Source organism: Burkholderia sp. BCC0398, assembly GCF_902833245.1.
In the GTDB taxonomy this organism is placed as follows: domain Bacteria; phylum Pseudomonadota; class Gammaproteobacteria; order Burkholderiales; family Burkholderiaceae; genus Burkholderia; species Burkholderia sola.
Genome location: NZ_CADFEM010000032.1, coordinates 1 through 17,043 on the forward strand (window position 1 = coordinate 1; position 17,043 = coordinate 17,043).

The 17,043-nt window shown below is 57.7% G+C and carries 13 protein-coding genes; 4 read left to right on the plus strand and 9 right to left on the minus strand.

Annotation, left to right across the window (positions count from 1 at the left end; genetic code table 11):
• The first annotated feature begins 613 nt into the window (after positions 1–613).
• Both HWX76_RS35725 and HWX76_RS35730 read left to right on the plus strand, forming a co-directional pair.
• Positions 614–1,909, plus strand: a complete 1,296-nt coding sequence (locus HWX76_RS35725) for a hypothetical protein (protein ID WP_176017081.1) — start codon at positions 614–616, stop codon at positions 1,907–1,909.
• Between the two features lie 11 nt (positions 1,910–1,920).
• A complete protein-coding gene (locus tag HWX76_RS35730) occupies positions 1,921–2,907 on the plus strand; it encodes a DUF6602 domain-containing protein (protein ID WP_175840528.1) in 987 nt (328 codons plus the stop codon).
• Positions 2,908–2,989: 82 nt separating this feature from the next.
• On the opposite strand, the gene HWX76_RS35735 is transcribed toward HWX76_RS35730, so the two are convergent.
• From HWX76_RS35735 to HWX76_RS35770, 7 genes are all read right to left on the minus strand, one after another.
• A complete protein-coding gene (locus tag HWX76_RS35735; protein WP_175840526.1) occupies positions 2,990–3,658 on the minus strand; it encodes a hypothetical protein in 669 nt (222 codons plus the stop codon).
• Between the two features lie 20 nt (positions 3,659–3,678).
• Positions 3,679–3,912 carry an HNH endonuclease gene (locus HWX76_RS36880; protein WP_279612917.1) on the minus strand — a complete coding sequence of 78 codons (234 nt, stop codon included), beginning with the start codon at positions 3,910–3,912 and terminating at the stop codon, positions 3,679–3,681.
• 1,832 nt (positions 3,913–5,744) lie between these two features.
• On the minus strand, positions 5,745–5,921 hold the full coding sequence (locus tag HWX76_RS35745) for a hypothetical protein (protein ID WP_175843470.1): 177 nt from the start codon (positions 5,919–5,921) through the stop codon (positions 5,745–5,747).
• 221 nt (positions 5,922–6,142) lie between these two features.
• Positions 6,143–7,099, minus strand: a complete 957-nt coding sequence (locus HWX76_RS35750) for a phage major capsid protein (protein WP_176017083.1) — start codon at positions 7,097–7,099, stop codon at positions 6,143–6,145.
• A gap of 87 nt (positions 7,100–7,186) precedes the next feature.
• Positions 7,187–9,811, minus strand: coding sequence for a phage tail length tape measure family protein (locus tag HWX76_RS35755; RefSeq protein ID WP_244138077.1), 2,625 nt, complete (start codon positions 9,809–9,811; stop codon positions 7,187–7,189).
• Positions 9,812–10,729: 918 nt separating this feature from the next.
• On the minus strand, positions 10,730–11,116 hold the full coding sequence (locus HWX76_RS36570) for a TM2 domain-containing protein (protein ID WP_208449587.1): 387 nt from the start codon (positions 11,114–11,116) through the stop codon (positions 10,730–10,732).
• Between the two features lie 172 nt (positions 11,117–11,288).
• Positions 11,289–11,579 (minus strand): hypothetical protein, encoded by a 291-nt coding sequence (locus HWX76_RS35770; RefSeq protein ID WP_175745606.1) that lies wholly within the window; start codon positions 11,577–11,579, stop codon positions 11,289–11,291.
• 378 nt (positions 11,580–11,957) lie between these two features.
• On the opposite strand from HWX76_RS35770, the gene HWX76_RS35775 reads away from it, so the two are divergent.
• Positions 11,958–12,266, plus strand: coding sequence for a hypothetical protein (locus HWX76_RS35775; protein ID WP_175843464.1), 309 nt, complete (start codon positions 11,958–11,960; stop codon positions 12,264–12,266).
• Positions 12,267–12,386: 120 nt separating this feature from the next.
• On the opposite strand, the gene HWX76_RS35780 is transcribed toward HWX76_RS35775, so the two are convergent.
• The gene (locus tag HWX76_RS35780; protein WP_050015532.1) at positions 12,387–13,979 is read right to left on the minus strand and encodes an ABC-F family ATPase; all 1,593 of its coding nucleotides are present in this window, start codon (positions 13,977–13,979) and stop codon (positions 12,387–12,389) included.
• Between the two features lie 159 nt (positions 13,980–14,138).
• Between HWX76_RS35780 and HWX76_RS35785 the strand changes: the two genes are divergently transcribed.
• A complete protein-coding gene (locus HWX76_RS35785) occupies positions 14,139–14,591 on the plus strand; it encodes a lipocalin-like domain-containing protein (protein WP_050015533.1) in 453 nt (150 codons plus the stop codon).
• A gap of 93 nt (positions 14,592–14,684) precedes the next feature.
• Here the strand turns inward: HWX76_RS35785 and HWX76_RS35790 are convergent, their stop codons facing one another.
• Positions 14,685–16,994, minus strand: coding sequence for an AsmA family protein (locus HWX76_RS35790; protein WP_089488473.1), 2,310 nt, complete (start codon positions 16,992–16,994; stop codon positions 14,685–14,687).
• Positions 16,995–17,043: the final 49 nt, after the last annotated feature.

Below are 17,043 nucleotides of genomic sequence, written 5' to 3' on the forward strand. Positions count from 1 at the left end.
TGACGTTCGAGAAGAACTGGGCCGCCGCTCAGCAAGGGCAAGCGGCCTGATTGCCTCGGTTATGGGATTCGTGAAACAGGGGCAAGGTCACATTACTCGCGACGATTGCCACCAAACAGCATGACTATGAGCAAACCGAACAGCTATCACCCGCTCTCTTAACGTGCCTAGGAAGTCGCTTGTAACCCTGACTTTGTCCTTGTAGCGCTCGCTGCGGCATCAAATTTGATGCTTCCGCCGATCTTGAACATGTCGAATCAGTTCAACTGCTAAGTGAACTCGTAATAGTCGCCCTCAAGCTCCCGAACCGGTCAATCCACATCCGCCTGTGGGAGACAACTCCGCGCCTCGATAATCCGGCGCGCAGCGCGCTCCGGGTTGTGCGTCTTAAGATTGCATGTGAAGGCATCGCGCGCCCGACAAGAAGTAACCTACACGTCGCGTAGCTCGGAGGCCACTTTGCCGCTAGTGCCCAGGAGCATCCGAAGCGCGATCACTTCCAAGACCATCCAGCGCACGCCCCTACCTCCGCAAGCACTCCAAGAGAGTGTATTCTTTAGCGAGTTAGCGCCGAAAGTGCGCCAACAATTCTTACAGAAGAATCGGGGATTAAATGACCACCACACCACTTACGGATAAGCTAAGAAAAGCAAAGGAGCAGTGGGAGGCCCAATTACCTGTGATACCGGAGCAAGTCCCCGGACAGAACGGCGTACAGATTCCGAAAAACAACATCACAGAATGGCTTGATTTCATCATCGCCGGGGTGGAGCGAGCCGAATTATCCCACCTTGACCCTGGAATAAAATCAATATATTGGCAGAATATCGTTAATTCCGTTACAAACGTTGAAAACCACATGAATTCCGCTCAGACCAACGGACAAATGTGGGTTCAACAAACAACAAACACACTTCAAAGCTATCTCTGGACTATTCGCGCGGCGTTACCTTGGCTGCTACCTATTACACCTGACATGCTGGCCGGCGATCGAGTTGCCGCGCTTACGGAACTTGCTACACGGTCAGATCAAGTGATTGAGACCGCGAGCCGTGCTAGTGAGGCAGAAGGTCGCTTAACTACCGTCCGATCGAAGATCGATACCATTTTCCTTGAGATCGAATCCATAAATGAGAAGATACTCGGGTATGAGCGCGCGTCGGCCACCGCAACCACGAATGCATCCGCTAGCGCCACAAACGCAGAAGCCGAAAAACAAAAGGTGGACGCCTACGTCATCGAACTAGATATAGCCGCAGTCAAACAACGCGAATTGTTCGATCTTTTCGACAAAAAACGAGAAGAAATTGAGCACACTCTGGAAGGTGCAAGTCGCGTCGCGCTCGCTCAATCGTTCGAGACACGCAGAAAAGTGCTACAGAGATTACAATATTTTTGGGCAGCAATTTTTAGCATCGGAATCATCGCACTAACTGTCACGGGCATTATTTTGTGGAATGCCGTCTTGGAACAAGCTAGCACGACAACAATAGCAGGTACGGTAGCATCGATCACCGGCGCATCGGCAGTCGCACCAAGATCGTCCACCCCGAATTTTTATTTACTATCTCTTCTTCGATTTGTGGTGCTGACGCCTGGCATTTGGCTGACGTGGTTTGCTGCGCGGCAATATGGCCAATGTCAGCGGTTAGGCGAAGACTATGCTTTCAAATCTGCCGCAGCCCATGCCTTCGTCGGCTATAGAAATGAAATGAACGACGACGACGAGATGATAAAACTGCTTAGAGAATATGCCGTAAAGAATTTTGGAGCAAATCCCATACGCGTTCTCAGCAAGAACGATGCCGCATCTCCTTTGCACGACATTTTCGACCGCTTACTCGATAAGGTTAGCCCAGATAAATTGATCGATATTATCAAGGACTATATCGAAAAACCCAAAAGCTAAAATCAAACGTCATGACAGACAAAAATCAATACCAGAAATTTCTTCGCGCCAAAATTAAAGGTGCGGTTGAAGAGGCACGTGCCGCAAGCACGCTTTCTCACCAAGGCGTGAAAGGAACCGTCCTGGAAATATTGATATCCAAGCTTTTTCGCCCCCTTCTTCCGAGCGACGTTGGTGTAGGGACTGGACAAATAATCGAGCAACATGGGGGCACGATGTCCAATCAAATGGATATCGTTCTCTACGATCGCTCCATCCTCCCACCTGCTCTATATGACGATAGCGTGGGGATTTTCCCCATCGAAGCGGTTCTCTATGCTATCGAAGTTAAAACGACTCTCACATATTCCGACCTATCACGCGCTCATGATGCTGCAGCACAACTCTACAAGTTCCGTTATCTTCCAGGACTACAAGACGTCGGAGGAAACAATGTTCACCACTCAATTGAACGAGTTCGAAGTGTAGTGTTTGCCCTTAACTCAGACCTCAGCGGCAACGATTCAAATGAAGCAAGTAGATATGAAAAAATATATACCCGAAAGAATGATATTCCGCATTTAAGAGCAATTTGCGTCGCCGGAAGAGAATACTGGTACGATGACGGCGAGCATTGGATTCGATGCCCAATCGAAATGGAATTTGATGAAGTCCTCGGCTTCATAGGCGGCGTAACCAATACGTACCGAAACGTTGCAAGAAGTCGTCACTACCCCGCACTCGGAAATTATATTGTCCCATCAGGCACAACATCACAGGGGCCGCAAACCGGCAAGCTCATTAGAATTAACTTAATATGCGAAAATTGCAAAAAGCATATTTCATCAAAACCATACTCTCCGGATATCCAGAATTTAACTGTCAACGGACAATTGCGGTACGAAAATTCATGCCCTGACTGCAATGGCACCATGACGAGCACCTTTGGTCATTACGAGTTCAAAAAGGGACTACTCCAAGTAGCCTGGGAATATCCCACAATCAAGTCGGAAAATTAACAGCCCCACCTCGAAACGTTTGCACCAGCAACCCCACAAATTTCAAAATCCTGGCATACGCGGCCAACTTCTCGGAGGTGGTTTATAGGCCCGACAAGGGTTTCCGGCCGATTGCTTTTGGTAAGTACATGTCATCCCCCGCCGCAAATCGTCCCGCCCAGCCGTTTCGCCCATGAAATATGCCGGGCCATGCATAGAACACGGCCGCCTCCTCCAATACCTCTCGCGGAGTCAGTCTTCGGTGCTTTTGAAAAAGACTCCCGAGTGCCTGCTCCTGGGCAATTACCCCCGCCGCCGCAATTTCCCCGACCAAATCGATATGTCGGTTCATGGCACGGGACAGCCGGGCCACACGACCTTTCCGGTTGATATAGGCTCTGAGCAAATCCTCCAGAGGCTGCACGAAAGAACCACGGCAGTTCCTCATCTTGAGCAGAAACACACATAGCTCCCTCGCCCTCTTACCGAGTCGCGAATTAAGCACTACAAGCTGCTCGATCAGTCGCAGACTTTGATTTGAAGGCACCGGGTATCGCCGGATGAACATATCTCGCTTCTTGATAATCTCGCCGGTTTCGAGATCAACATATGACTTGACCGACAGCCTCGTAACCGGACGATTGCTCTTTTTCCATCCGGCAGCACTCAGCGATAGAGCAGGAACACGTACGGCGGTGACTTCCGGCCACCACGGCACGAACCGAGTAGCTTGGTCGCTGTCTCGATCGTGGTTAGCATACTTGCCAGTCAATCGATGTACCTACTGCCCACTCAAGCCCAACCTTCCGGCAACCCGTCCACACCCACCCGCCTCCGCACCCTGTATCCTTGGTCTGCATTGGTCTTGTCGTCATGACATTCCTTGCAGAGCAGTTGCAGATTCTCATCCGCGTTTGAGCCGCCTTGAGCAAGGGGTTTGACGTGATCCACAACCCCGGCCCGCACAGCGATGCCGCAGGATTGGCAGCAGTACCCATCACGCTTGCGGATTCGCTTTCGGATCACGTCCCATGCGCCTCCAGAGAGGTCATCAATCCGGACTGCGTTTCCAGCCGCAGCTAGACGGGCCTTCTGCTTGGTCGTCAGAGGTCGGTTACTGATTGGCGTACAGAACGGGCACTTCCATTGCAGCCCCGTAGGTTTCCATTCCGGGTGCTTCGAGCAATCACTCAATAGAACATCTCCTTTGATTAGAAGCCCGTAGACGGGCTGATTGATTCAGGTATGGCCCCGCCCTCGCAGTCTCGCAACAGGCCCGCAGTGGAGCTGAAACGGTCGCTTACGGTATCCGGAGCAGTGCCACTGAGGTAGCTAGGGACGGGGGGATAGGAAAAATGCAGAGGTCAAAAATCGCAGCGCCGACCGGTCAGTGTCGAAATATCGCTAACTGCAAAATTTCCGCCGATAACGCCCTAGGCCCCATAGCGATCGGGCCGGATTCGCTCTACGCTCTGACCAATCCGAACCGTATGCGGGGCCAACTGCGTGAATCTGCTCACTGTTGCCGCTCACTATTGGCCTTACACCTATCTAGCGATTGGGTTCGCTGTGTTCGTTTACGTACGGCTTCGCAATGGCCCAATCACCGGCGGCTGGGTCAGCCAAGGTTCGGGCCCATCGATCTATCGCGGCGGCTTCTTCCAAACGTTATTCGCGTGTGTGCTGCTCTGGCTACCTGTACTGCTGATTCAATGCCTGCCAAACTCGATAAGGCTGCGACTCGCAGGTGGTCTATTCACAGCCATATGCGCGATCATGCTCCTGTGGCCTGTGGCCTTTGTCGGCGTCATATTGCTACGCAGCCTCCGAGGCAAGTAGTGTTGTGCGCGCGCGCACGCGTGAGGCTGTAACCGGCTTGAATATTCTGTCGCTACATGCCCCTACCCTCCCGCTCGCATCGGCTCCTAATGCAAATGGAGAGGCAATTCCGAACGCTTTCGTAATCCAGAGTCCCCGCTTATTTCGAAGCATTCCGGCCTCCCGCATCTCGTTGACAGTGAGGCAACGTCGTTGTGCCGATAGGTACCGACCATCCGGCCCGACACGCCCGTATTCACCGGCGCGATGCATGTCGAAGGCTCGCGAGGAGCGGAATCGCTCCCCACACGTCGGACAGATATTGTTATCGTTGGACTGCCGCACGCCGCGCCTCATACTGGTCCTGCATGGTGCGAGCCCTCGCCAACCATTGACGACTCGATGCAAGTGCGGCTGCCTCGTCCTCCGGCCTACGTCGCTTGAGACTCGCAAGACGCTTGTACTCCTGTAATGCGTCCTGCCCTTCACGGACGGCCATCTGAGCTACACCGAGCGAATGACCGAGTTCGCCCAGGGCGCAAGCTACGCCGCGTAAAATCCTGTCGTCCATAGCTTGCGGCGACATTGCGCGCACCGTACCCAGATTCCGCCCGTACAGCCGCTCCAGCAGAGCCGTGCGGAGTGCTTCGATATTCAGGGGTATGCGCTTGCCACGATAGAACATGTCGGCCCGCACACCAACGCGGCGTGCGGCCTCCAGCAATTGGCGACGGCTCACGCCAGAACCTCATCCGATGTAATGACCATCTCCGCCACAGCATCGGCAGGCAAGCCCAAGCGCTTCGCAAGTTCCTGCAAGGGACCTTCCGTAAGACTAGATACCCCCACTTGATACTCTCTGTTACGGGGTGTTCCCAGGTCAAGTTTCGGCCGGTATAACGGCGCGGACTCGAACGCGTCGCGCATCCTTTCGGCCTTTTCTCGGAAGTACCGAGATGCCCCCATACCTACGCTACGAGCGTCCGCATGCAACCGCGCGAGTGCCGCCGAGCTAATCATGAACGTACTGTCGCGGCGGCTCATTCCTGTTCGGCCTCGTCCAGTTCAATACGGATAAGTCGTACCTTAGCCGCCGCCGCGACGAGGTCGTTACGGGCCATCTCAATAGCGAGACGCCGGTTGTCCGTCTGCGCCGCCCCGATCAGTGCCTTAAGTTGGTTGGTCTCCATGTGACCAACCGGGATTTCATATTCCATCGTTCTCCTTATATTAATGGGGAAATCTCTCGCCCCTGATTCGATCGCTCTGGCTTACCCGGCTACCCGCCGGGTGATTTCTCGCTGCACGGCTTCGTACCGCTTTACGAGCGCACGCCCGTCCCCACCTTTAGCGACTACGGCGTAGAACTCTTGGCGAATACATTCCGCTTCGCCACGAAGTTCCTCCAGTTTCTTATCGTTCACGTTCACAGTCATAATCAGAACGGAAACGTAACCTCGACGGCCGCCCCATCGACAAAGTCCCAGTCAGCGTACTGCTCTGCCTTGACTGCGACTTGATCAGTCGAGAACAAATCAATATATACCTGCGATGTCGTCCCCGAACCATCATCGACGTTAAGACGACCAGTGGTTCCCGCTCCCATTTCAACGTCTCCGATGTAGGCCAGCACGCGGCTTGCATCCACAATGAACAGCTTGTCTTGCGGAACACCATACGAAGCAATAGCAGGCAGGCCGCCGTATTCGCCGCCACTAGCTGTAATTCGCGTCTCAGTAGGGCTGCGGAGTGCAATTGCGGTACGCGGATTGACCAGAATGCTCGAAGTCGTAAGATCACCGGCAAACATATTGATTCCATCAGCGAACGTTGACGCCTTCAACGCCAGCGATGCCAGGCCGGCGGGAGCAGAATCATCCCGTCCCTGCTCACCTACAAAGTAGTTATCAAGACCGCGACTCAATGCCCGTTGCAGTTGAGCGGAAATTACCCCCTCCGCTGCGTCGCCAGTCATCCGGAAAAGTTCACGCGACATGACTGCGACGAGGCCCACTTTGCGCTTGTCCACAAGATTCGTGGTAAATGCACCTCGATACGTCGGGAGCGGCATGTACTCGCCTACGAACCTCGCTGCAATCTGCGAGGTCTCGGCATTCACGCGGCAGATTGCCGGCACCTGTACCAGTCCCTTAAGTTGCCCGAGAATCGAGCGGCTAAACACAGCCTGTACAAATTCCTGACGACTCAAAGTCCCTGCTGTAAGGGCACCCTTCGCTTCCGGACCCGCGAGCATCGGGTTAGTTAGCGCCTTAACAACTTGTGTTGCACCTGCGTCTACACCCCACCGCGCCTCAGCATAGGTTGCGGCCCCCGCCGGGCCGGCGACAACGTCAGCGATAACCGATCGAATGAAAGCATTATTCTTTTTTGTCATATCGTAGTCCTTAATTTATAGTGGTTAATGCCGGAAATCTCAATGACGAACCCATCCCGGCGTCGACGGGTTCGCGGTACTGGTCAGTTAAAGGAGACCGTTACGGATTTGGTACCCAAATCCCCCTTGCTCGGTCATTCGCTTGTGCAATTGGATATCTACTAGCCCCTGCATCTTTTGGGTCAGTTCTTTAAGATCTTCCCCAGTCAAACCACCTCCGCCCCCGTTCAGATTTACGGTGAAGTGGGGCCGCTCACTGCTAACTGCCGATGCTGCCGGAGACGGGGCAAGAGTGGCGGCGATACCTCCAGTCGCGAAGTGCGCCATGTGGCCGGAGTTGATCGCCTCAAGCAGGCTGCGGTACTTCTTCGTAGACGCGGCATTGATGACGAATTCGCCATTCGAGAGAATCGCGGGAATGCTGTCACTGGTCGTTGTGCCTGGGCCAGCGATGGGGCCGCCGCCCGCGCGATGCAGTACCGGGCCACCCTCGCTAAAAAATGAGCCGAACGAACTGCTAATGCTCTGGATCGCGAACACTTCGGCTTGGCGCAACGCGATCTTCGCTAGGTCACCCAGAACGCTCGCCGTGAACTCCTTGAAATTTCCCTCGCCGCTCGTAATGAATTGCTCCAAAGCGCTCTGCGAATCCTGCCACGCGGTTACAAGGGCAGTCCGGGCAAGCTCTGCGCTGGTCATGGCGTCACCGCCGAGAGACAATAGACCGTCCTTCATCTGAGCCGCGAAGCTATTACGTCGCGTCTCCTCACGGGCAAAGAATAGTTCCATTCCCGCGCTGCGCTCCGCGAGATATGCCTGTTCCGCTCGGAGTTTTTCCGCGTATTGCTTCATATCCGAGGCAGGATCGAGCGCGTATTGTTCGACCAACTGCCGCACACGCTGCTGATACTGCTGTTGCAACGCGTACCGTGCATCGCATTCGGCCTTGGCCCGTGCGGTCATGTTGCGGGTTGTGTCCTGATATTGGTACGCATCCTCCTGCTGCGTATTCATCTGGCCCAGGCCCATGACGTACCGGCGCACATCAATGTCACGCCGCTGCGACAGACCCGCCAACGTATCTTGCAAACTCGAATCCAAGCCCTTGCGTTGAAGCTGGAGTTTTTCAACTGCCGCCGCCGCTTCCGTGTAGGCTCGCTTGTCTGACGAAGAGCGAAGCACATCGGCACGTCTATTCGCGAGTGCAATTTGGTCGTCCAGCGCAGATTTTTGCAGGTCGGTAAGCTTGCGGTAGTACGTCTCCGCGTCGATCACGCCTAGCTGTCGCTGGGCCTGTAGCTGCTTCTCCGCCTGCTGTTCGATAATCTGCCGAATCGCCAAACCTGTCTGCGTCTCTGCGTTCAAAGCCGCGATTGCAGAGCCGTTACCGCGCTTCCGAGTCGGGGTGATGTGTTCGGTGTCGAATGCAATCATCTGCCTTCGCTGGGCCTCAAGCTGCGCCCGCACTGATTCCGTCATCTTCCCCTGTTTCGTCAGCAACGAAATGCGCGTGTCAATGATTTCGTTATCGCGCTTCACTGCATCTGTCAGGTGTTGCTGCGCCGATTTCGTGCGCTCGTACTCCGCTGTTACCGACCGCAGCGAATCCGCCAATGCCGCCTTATCCGTCGCCTCTCGCGCTGCCGCTTCTTGGCTTTCTCGGTTTGCATCAACGATCTTCTGTTGAGCGGCGATCAGCGGCCCGTAGTCGGTGTAGTCGCCCGGCGTACGACCGCTAAGCTGTGCTGCCTGTTTCGACTTGAGGTCGTTGAGGATGTCGAGGTCCGTAGACTTGGCAGCCAGCGCGCGCGTATAACGCCCCCATGCTGCTGTAACGTTGTCCCAGAATCCCGCTTGATGGTCTGTGCTTGCCTTGGTCTCGCGCTCGATGTCGGCCAACTGCTGCGTAATGAGAATCTTGAACGCCTCATGCTTCTGCCCCAGCTTTTCGAGAGACCCGATTCGATCCATATCGGCATCGGACATTGAATGGTGCGTACGCTGGTACTCCTCCGCTGCCCGCCTAACCTCGTCCTGCTGTTTCAGCAACGACTCCACCGTCTTGTCAAATGACTCACCCGTAGATTTCGACATGGCCAGCGCAACAGTGCCGACCTGCGGGAAAATGTCGGCTGTAACGCGCCCTGTTGCGACAAGTTGGTTAAGACCGTCCGTTGCCGCCCTGAGGCCGACACCGAATCGCTTGGACAAGTCCTCCGCAAGTCCCTGGATAGATTCCCTTGTCTGTTGCGCGTAGCCACTTGTCGAGTTCATCGCGTCGTAGAACGCCTTCGCCTGCGTAGTCGCATTCGAGATGCCCTTGTAGAACACGTAGGCCGCCCCACCCGCCGCCGCAAGCCCCAACGCTAACGGATGCGTTGCGTACTTCATCGCGTCAACCTGCTCCGCCATCACCATCATCGAACCAGCGAAGTTCTTCCAGCTACCGGTTGCCGCTTCGTGCGCCAGGACCATCATCTCCCGCCGCGCACCAACGCTGTTCAAGTTGAGTTCATGTGTTTTCTTCGCAGCCTCAGCGATGGACGCCGCCTGCGCCGAGAATGCCTGACTAACACCAAGCGCCGCCGCGCGTGCATTGAGGATTTCAAGCCGCGTCTTACCCGCAGTTTGTTGCAGGCGGTCGTATGCGTCAGAAAGGCTCTTTGCGGCGCGTGCACTGAGGTTATAGCCGTTGCTCGCGGATTCCTGCATCGCACGCTGCACAGCCTCCTGCTTCCGCCTTGCTTCGTCCAGCGACGCGTTTAGCTGCGCATTTGCGGCACGGAGTTGGCCGATACCGGCCTGTGCGCCAGATGCGTCTACCGAATACCGAACGGTGACGTTGTTGTTTGAACCTGCTATGTAACCTCCTTGTGGTTAATAAACGCCGACGACACACCAGCCGCATACCGGCGTGCGATAAGCGTCGCTTGTTGTGCTGTAATGCCAACTGATACCCCGCGAATCAATTTCGAAGATCGGTACGGGGGCATTCATGCTGATGTGCTTGAATAGAAAGTCCGGCATGAATGACCAAAAGGGCTCACCCGCCGATAAATTCACGTCGTGGCGTCCTGGCTGACCGTCCCCGTATCCAAGCGGATGCCCGTTTGCGTCGCGGGCCTGCGGGATTTCAAACATATCGACAATGCGGGCGCATCGCGTAGTTCCGTCTAGGACGATCCGGCCAGAGGCGTCCCAGAGTTGAAGCCCTATGCCGCTCAATGGGCGTTTTCTCGGACGTAGGTTTCCAGCGCCGTCTTGACCACAGCGGCAACAGCACAGTCCTTATCCGCTGCAATTTGACGGAGTTGCCGATGGAACTCAGGTGTGATCCGAGCACTAATTACCCGGCTGTCCGCATACGGAACGTCCGGTACACGGCAAACATTATTCATAGTAGTACTAACTCCTTTTTGTAGACAACAAGAAACACAGCCGGATGGCTATGCGGATATGGTTCGCCTTGCACGTACCTGGGGCATCATTGGCGGCTAGCCTATAGCCAGCCATCCATCGGGCATGCCTACCCATCGGGTGAGGTTCGTCCTCTCCTAAGCTGTGGGGTATTTTATATTGTGAAATTCCACCCGTAAGCCATTGATCCTACTGTTGTTTAGCGACGAATGCTCATGTCATGAACTTGCCGGATACTTCTGCCTTATTCGTGCAGATGCTACCCAAAGCCCACAGCCAATTGATTGCGCCAATAATCAGGAAGAACTTGGAGTAAAAGCCGGTGGTCGCATCAAGAAGAAATGCGATTACAAATAATCCTAGCTTTATCGCGCCTTTAACGTTGTAGCCCGCATAGAAATCATGGAAACCGTACGCGCCGAATAATATGCCGAGAATTATGTAAGTTCCGCGAGATTTTGATACTGAGACAACCTGCGGCGGGGACATCACGGCTTCGTAGGTGTTGTTCGTGGATGCGATTGGATATCCGCAGGATGGACAGGCGCGGGCCTGATCTGATACGGAGGTTTTGCACTCCGGGCAGTTGATTAACGCCATGATGTTCCCCGCTTTATATATCGCACATCACGTACGGCCGCGAGTAACTGCTGTTAAAGATCGTCAGCACGTTCCCACGGAACCTATCAACTAACATCATGGCACACGCGCCGATCCAGACCATAAGCAGAAACACCGGGAACATTCTGCTCAGACCGACTGCAAATCGCTATCAGTTCGCGTATAGGGCAGCATCCAACCGACTGAACGCGTCCTCTGCCTCATCGAGCATTCTAGCCAACGTAAGGATGCGAAGGCGCAACAAGGCCAGATTCACCGTATCAACAGCGATCGGGTCGAGGGCAGCCTCCGGATTGCTACGCAGATAGTCTTGACCGTTCTTGAGCCAGCGGGCCGCGTTTTCCTCGTTTAGCGTCGCATGCCCCTCGTCTTTGCCGGTGTTCGAAAACGCCACCGTTGCAAGCGCAAGGCGGGTGTGTGCTGCAACTGCTTGGATTTGCATAGATGGATTCTCCGTCATTCGGTTGATGGAACAGGCTCGCTGGAACCTGCTCTACGAACCGAAAACATTTGTCTCTTTCGGGGCTGCAATCGACCTTGCCACCTCGGCTCTACATCAGCCGTGCGGACTATCGTTGCCTCGTCTCGACCCTGACTAGGGGCCGGTAGGACATGCCTACGCGCCAAGTTGTTAAAGAGCGGTCCTCAGTCGAACAATAGAGGGTTGCGAGTTAATGTGTTTTGTCTCACAACAATTCGAATATTACCTGTATTTTGTATCACAGAAATATGATTGTCCCTATCGAAATTAGAGATTTGATAGCCAATCATGCGTCGATATCTGCTAAACTTCCCATATCGGTGATACAGGACACGAAAAATGGCTACGAGAGGTCGACCAAAGGGAGTTGAAACGCGGGTCTTACACGTCCGCATCCCCGTCACGTTGCATGAGCAATTAGATAACCTTCAGTTCGCTACCCAAAAGACAACGTCGGACGTCGTGCGGGAACTGCTCGACCGCTACGTGTTAGCTCACAGCGCACTGCTAGACCAGATTGCCAAGGCGCGCGCCGATGCTACCCGCCGCTGGAGTGCAGCAGAAATAGAGGCGCAGGAACGGGGTCAACTGGAGAACGACGAGGAGGCAGCGAAGCCGGAGAACCGCCACAATGGCGAAGATGATTGAAAACAACAGGGCTGACTGAAAGATTGCCGGCGTGGGTACAACAAAAAGCCCGCTGAGTACAAACTCAGCGGGCCTCTTGGGTACAATTGGGTACATCAGATTGGGTACAGGCTAGGACACTTACTCCTGCCCCTGACTCGTCAGGAACTCCTCGTAATTCCCGCCGAAGTCGAACAGCGTGCCATCCGTCTTCACTTCGATGATCCGGTTCGCCAGCCCGCTCACGAACTCACGGTCGTGCGACACGAAAATCAGCGTGCCTTCGAACTGCTCGAGCGCGATCTGCAGCGACTCGATCGACTCCATGTCCATGTGGTTGGTCGGCTCGTCCATCAGCAGCACGTTGTGGCGGCCGAGCATCAGCTTGCCCCAGATCATGCGGCCCTTCTCGCCGCCCGACAGCACCTTCACCGACTTCCTGATGTCGTCCGACGAGAACAGCAGGCGGCCCAGCGTGCCGCGCACCATCGTTTCGTCGTCGCCGTCCTTGCGGTACTGGTCGATCCAGTCCATCAGCGTGATGTCGTTCGGGAATTCCTCGTACGTGTCCTGCGGCATGTAGCCGACGTTCGCGTTCTCGGACCACTTCACCGTGCCGTGATCGAGCGGCAGCGCGCCGAGCAGCGAACGCAGCAGCGTCGTCTTGCCCGCGCCGTTCTCGCCGATGATCGCGATGCGCTCGCCCGGCTGCACCGACAGGTTGAAGTTCTGGAAGATCGTGCGCTCGTACTTCTTCGTGATCTCTTCGGCGACCACCGCGACGTTGTGCAGCTTCTTCTCGAACTCGAAACGGATGAACGGATTCTGGCGCGACGACGGCTTGAATTCCTCGATCTTGATCTTGTCGATCTGCTTCGCGCGGCTGGTGGCCTGGCGCGCCTTCGACTTGTTCGCCGAGAAGCGGCGCACGAAGTCCTGCAGTTCGGCCACGCGTTCCTTCGCACGCGTATTCGCCGCGGCCTGGCGCTCGCGCGCCTGTGCCGATGCGAGCATGTAGTCGTCGTAGTTGCCCGGCCAGACCTTCAGCGTGCCGAAGTCCATGTCGGCCATGTGCGTGCACACCGAGTTCAGGAAGTGACGATCGTGCGAGATGATGATCATCGTCGAGTTGTACTCGTTGAGCGTTTGCTCGAGCCAACGGATCGAGTTGATGTCGAGGTTGTTGGTCGGTTCGTCGAGCAGCAGCACGTCCGGCTTCGAGAACAGCGCCTGCGCGAGCAGCACGCGCAGCTTCCAGCCCGGCGCGACGTCGGCCATCGTGCCGTTGTGGAACTTCTCCTCGATGCCGATGCCGAGCAGCAGCGCACCCGCGCGTGCTTCGGCGTCGTAGCCGCCGTATTCGGCGAACTTGCCTTCGAGCTCGGCCGCGTGCATGTAGTCGTCGTCGGTGGCGTCCGGGTTCGCGTAGATCGCGTCACGCTCGGTCATCGCGGCCCACATCTCGGTGTGGCCCATCATCACGACGTCGAGCACGCGCACGTCTTCGTACGCGAACTGGTCCTGGCGCAGCTTGCCGAGGCGGACGTTCGGCTCCAGCGCGACGTTGCCGGCGCTCGGCTCGAGGTCGCCGCCGAGGATCTTCATGAAGGTCGACTTGCCACAGCCGTTCGCGCCGATCAGACCGTAGCGGTTGCCCTCGCCGAATTTGACCGAGATATTCTCGAACAAGGGCTTCGGCCCGAATTGCATCGTGATGTTGGCAGTAGAAAGCACGGCAGGTCCCGTTAAGAGAGAAATCGACGGAAAACCGTGTATTTTAGCAGGTGTCGGAGAAACTGCCGACCGCCCCGCCCCGGCAGCGTATTCCCGGCCCTCCCGCCGGCCCGTCAACATGACGGCACGCGCGTCACCGCCGTCTCACCGGAATCCCGCATGCTCGCCAGCCAGCTTCGCGAACAACTCGTCGGCGCATGGCGCCTCGTGTCGTACGAAATCCGCCCGCGCGACGGGAGCACCGTCACCTATCCGCTCGGCCGCGACGCGCGCGGCTGGATCCTGTACACGCCCGACGGCTACATGTCCGCGCAACTGATGGCGGCCGGCCGCCCGCCCTACGCGGACGGCGACCTGCAAGGCGGGAGCGTCGAGGAGCGCGCGGCCGCGGCGCACGGCTACATCGCGTATTCAGGCCCCTTTAGCGTCGACGACGACGGCACGTTGACCCATGAAATGGACGTCAGCCTGTATCCGAACTGGATCGGCAACGTCCAGCAGCGTGTCGTGAGCCTGGACGGCGACCGGCTGCAGCTCGGCACCGCCGGACCGGTGCGGATCCGCGGCCGGGAGGTCGACCCGGTGCTCGTCTGGGCACGCGCCCGCCGTTGAGCGCGCTGGCCGCGCAGCACGGCCGGCGCTCAGCCAGGCGCGGCAACGACGCCGAGGCCGCACGGTGGCGCATGCCGCGCCCGTGGCCGCGCGTCACTTGCCGGCCTTCGCCGCCCCCTTCTGCGCCGCCTTGGCCTTCAGCTGCCCGAACAGTTCCGAGCACGGCACGTCGCGATTGTTGCTCGGCGCGATCAGCGGGATCAGCGCCGCGAACGGGTTGAGCAGCCCGAGCCCGACCATCGCACCGGCGCGCAGCGCGAGCGCGCCCGCATCGACGCCGACCTTCGGGTTCTTGAACGTGCCCTTCGCATACAACGGCGAGCGCAGCGAGAAGATCCGGAAGCCCTTCGTGTGCGGATGGATCTTCAGGTCGATCGATTCGTCGCGCAGGTTGATCGGGCCGTCGACGTTGATCAGCGCATCGTCGGTATCGAGCGCGAACACCTTCGGGTCGAGCATGCCGTCGGTCGCCACGAAGTCGATCGCCGCGCAGTTGATGTTGACGTCGCGGTTGCCGAACAGCTTCTCGTAGACCACGTTCGCGACGTTCAACCCCGCGGCCTCCATCAGCAAGCGGCTGATGCGGCCGTTGGTGATCAGCGCCTTCACTTCGCCGGTCGACGTCGCCGCGAGCGCGGCCGGCGAATTGCCCGTTGCCGACAGCGACGCATCGCCGTTGATTTCGCCGAGGGCCGTCTGCATCACCTTCTGCGTCGGGAACAGCTGCTTGAGCTTCAGATGCCGCGCGGCCAGCGTGAAGCGGCCCTTCAGCGGCGTACGGCTGCCGTCGAGATGCGCATTCGTCGCGAGCGTGCCGCCCGCGACGCCGAACTGCAGCGGCTCGAGCGTCAGCACGCCGTCCTGCAGCAGGATATGCGTGTACAGGTCAGTGATCGGCAACTGCGGGCTCTTGATCAGCTTGCGGCCGGTGAACTTCACGTCCGCATCGATCGCGCTCCACCGTTCGGTGCGGAACGCCGCGACCGGCAGCACGCGGTCCGGCGGCTGGCGCGTCGTGTCGCCGCGCTTCTTCTTGCTGGCAGCCGAGTCGGCGCCGATCACCGGCGCAAGGTCGGAGAACTGCAGCAGGTTCGACACGAGCTCACCCGACAGCTTCGGACGCGGCTCGCGCTGCGCCCACGTCAGCGTGCCGTGCAGATCGCTGCCGCCGACGCGCCCGTTGAAGTTCTCGTAGCGGAACGTGCTCGCGTCCCGCTTGATGTTGCCGATGAGGTGCCCCTCGGTCGCATACGGCGGCGTGTCGGGCAGCGTGATCCCGGTGAGCTGGTAGAGATGCGACATCGACGTGCCCTGCAGCCACAGTCGCAGGTCGAGCGCCGCCAGATGCATCGGATCGGTCAGCGTGCCGACGATCGCGAGCCGCGTGTCGCCGGCCTTCACGTCGGCCTGCAGCGGGAACGGCTGCGTCGCGTTCTCGATCGCCAGCACGCCGCCCACCTTGCCGGTGCCGGTGACCGGCACGTTCTTGTAGCGGCCGTCGAACTTCAGGCCGAACGCATAGGTCGGCCCGGACGGCTTCGCGGGCACGGTGGCGCCGGAGGTGGCCGATGCGCCGCTCGCGCCGGATGCGGACGCAACCGTCGATGCGGACGAAGCCGTATTCACCACGGACGCAGGCAGCACACCCGATGCGGACCCGGACGTCGATGCCGCGCTCGGGACCTGCGCCGCCGATGCGCGGGATGCATCCGACGCAGCCTCGGCGTTCGCCTTCGCGCTCAATTGCGCGGCGCCGCGCTTGCCGACGCGCTGGGCGGACGCCGCGCGCGACTTCTGTTCCTGCTCCTTCAGTACGTCGCCGAGCGGGATCGGCTGGCCGAGCGTATCGATCCCGATCGTCAGATCGGCCTGGGTGATCGCATCGCGATAGACGACGGTACCCTTCGCGAACCCGAAGCTGTCGAGCCGCACTTTCCACTTGTTCGGTTGCCCCGATTGCTTGAACTGGAAGGTCCACGTATTGCTGCCGTCCGCGCGCCGTTCGAGATCGACGGCAGGATTGACGACGTCGATCGAAGGGATGACGATTTCATGCGCCAGCAGCGGCAAGAGCGCGAGATCGAAGTGCGCGGCATCGAGCGTGACGAACTTGGGCGCCTGCGCCCAGTCGGGATTGCCGATCTCGAGTTGCGTGGCCGAGAAGCTCGGCCAGGGTATCCATGCACGCCAGCCGGTCTCGCCATCGGGACGACGCCAGCCGACCTTGATGTCGCCGTTGATCGCAAACGGGCGGCCGAGCGCGGTACTCACGTGTTCGTTGACCCACGGTTTCGCGCGGTTCCAGTCGAACGTGAAAATAAAGATGCCGGCCGCCGCGATGAGCACCGCGACGATACCGACGATCCATGCAGCCGATTTGCCGATGGTTCGGGCTAGCGTCATGGCGGTTCCGTTGTTGTTCTGAAGCGTTGCCGCACGATGCCGGGCCGCT

What these genes read in the sequence shown, in the direction of transcription:
- HWX76_RS35725 (WP_176017081.1), top strand. Translation starts at nt 614, where the DNA reads ATGACCACCACACCACTTACGGATAAGCTAAGAAAAGCAAAGGAGCAG.
- HWX76_RS35730 (WP_175840528.1), top strand. Translation starts at nt 1,921, where the DNA reads ATGACAGACAAAAATCAATACCAGAAATTTCTTCGCGCCAAAATTAAA.
- HWX76_RS35745 (WP_175843470.1), bottom strand. Translation starts at nt 5,921, where the DNA reads ATGGAATATGAAATCCCGGTTGGTCACATGGAGACCAACCAACTTAAG.
- HWX76_RS35750 (WP_176017083.1), bottom strand. Translation starts at nt 7,099, where the DNA reads ATGACAAAAAAGAATAATGCTTTCATTCGATCGGTTATCGCTGACGTT.
- HWX76_RS35755 (WP_244138077.1), bottom strand. Translation starts at nt 9,811, where the DNA reads ATGCAGGAATCCGCGAGCAACGGCTATAACCTCAGTGCACGCGCCGCA.
- HWX76_RS36570 (WP_208449587.1), bottom strand. Translation starts at nt 11,116, where the DNA reads ATGGCGTTAATCAACTGCCCGGAGTGCAAAACCTCCGTATCAGATCAG.
- HWX76_RS35770 (WP_175745606.1), bottom strand. Translation starts at nt 11,579, where the DNA reads ATGCAAATCCAAGCAGTTGCAGCACACACCCGCCTTGCGCTTGCAACG.
- HWX76_RS35775 (WP_175843464.1), top strand. Translation starts at nt 11,958, where the DNA reads ATGGCTACGAGAGGTCGACCAAAGGGAGTTGAAACGCGGGTCTTACAC.
- HWX76_RS35785 (WP_050015533.1), top strand. Translation starts at nt 14,139, where the DNA reads ATGCTCGCCAGCCAGCTTCGCGAACAACTCGTCGGCGCATGGCGCCTC.
- HWX76_RS35790 (WP_089488473.1), bottom strand. Translation starts at nt 16,994, where the DNA reads ATGACGCTAGCCCGAACCATCGGCAAATCGGCTGCATGGATCGTCGGT.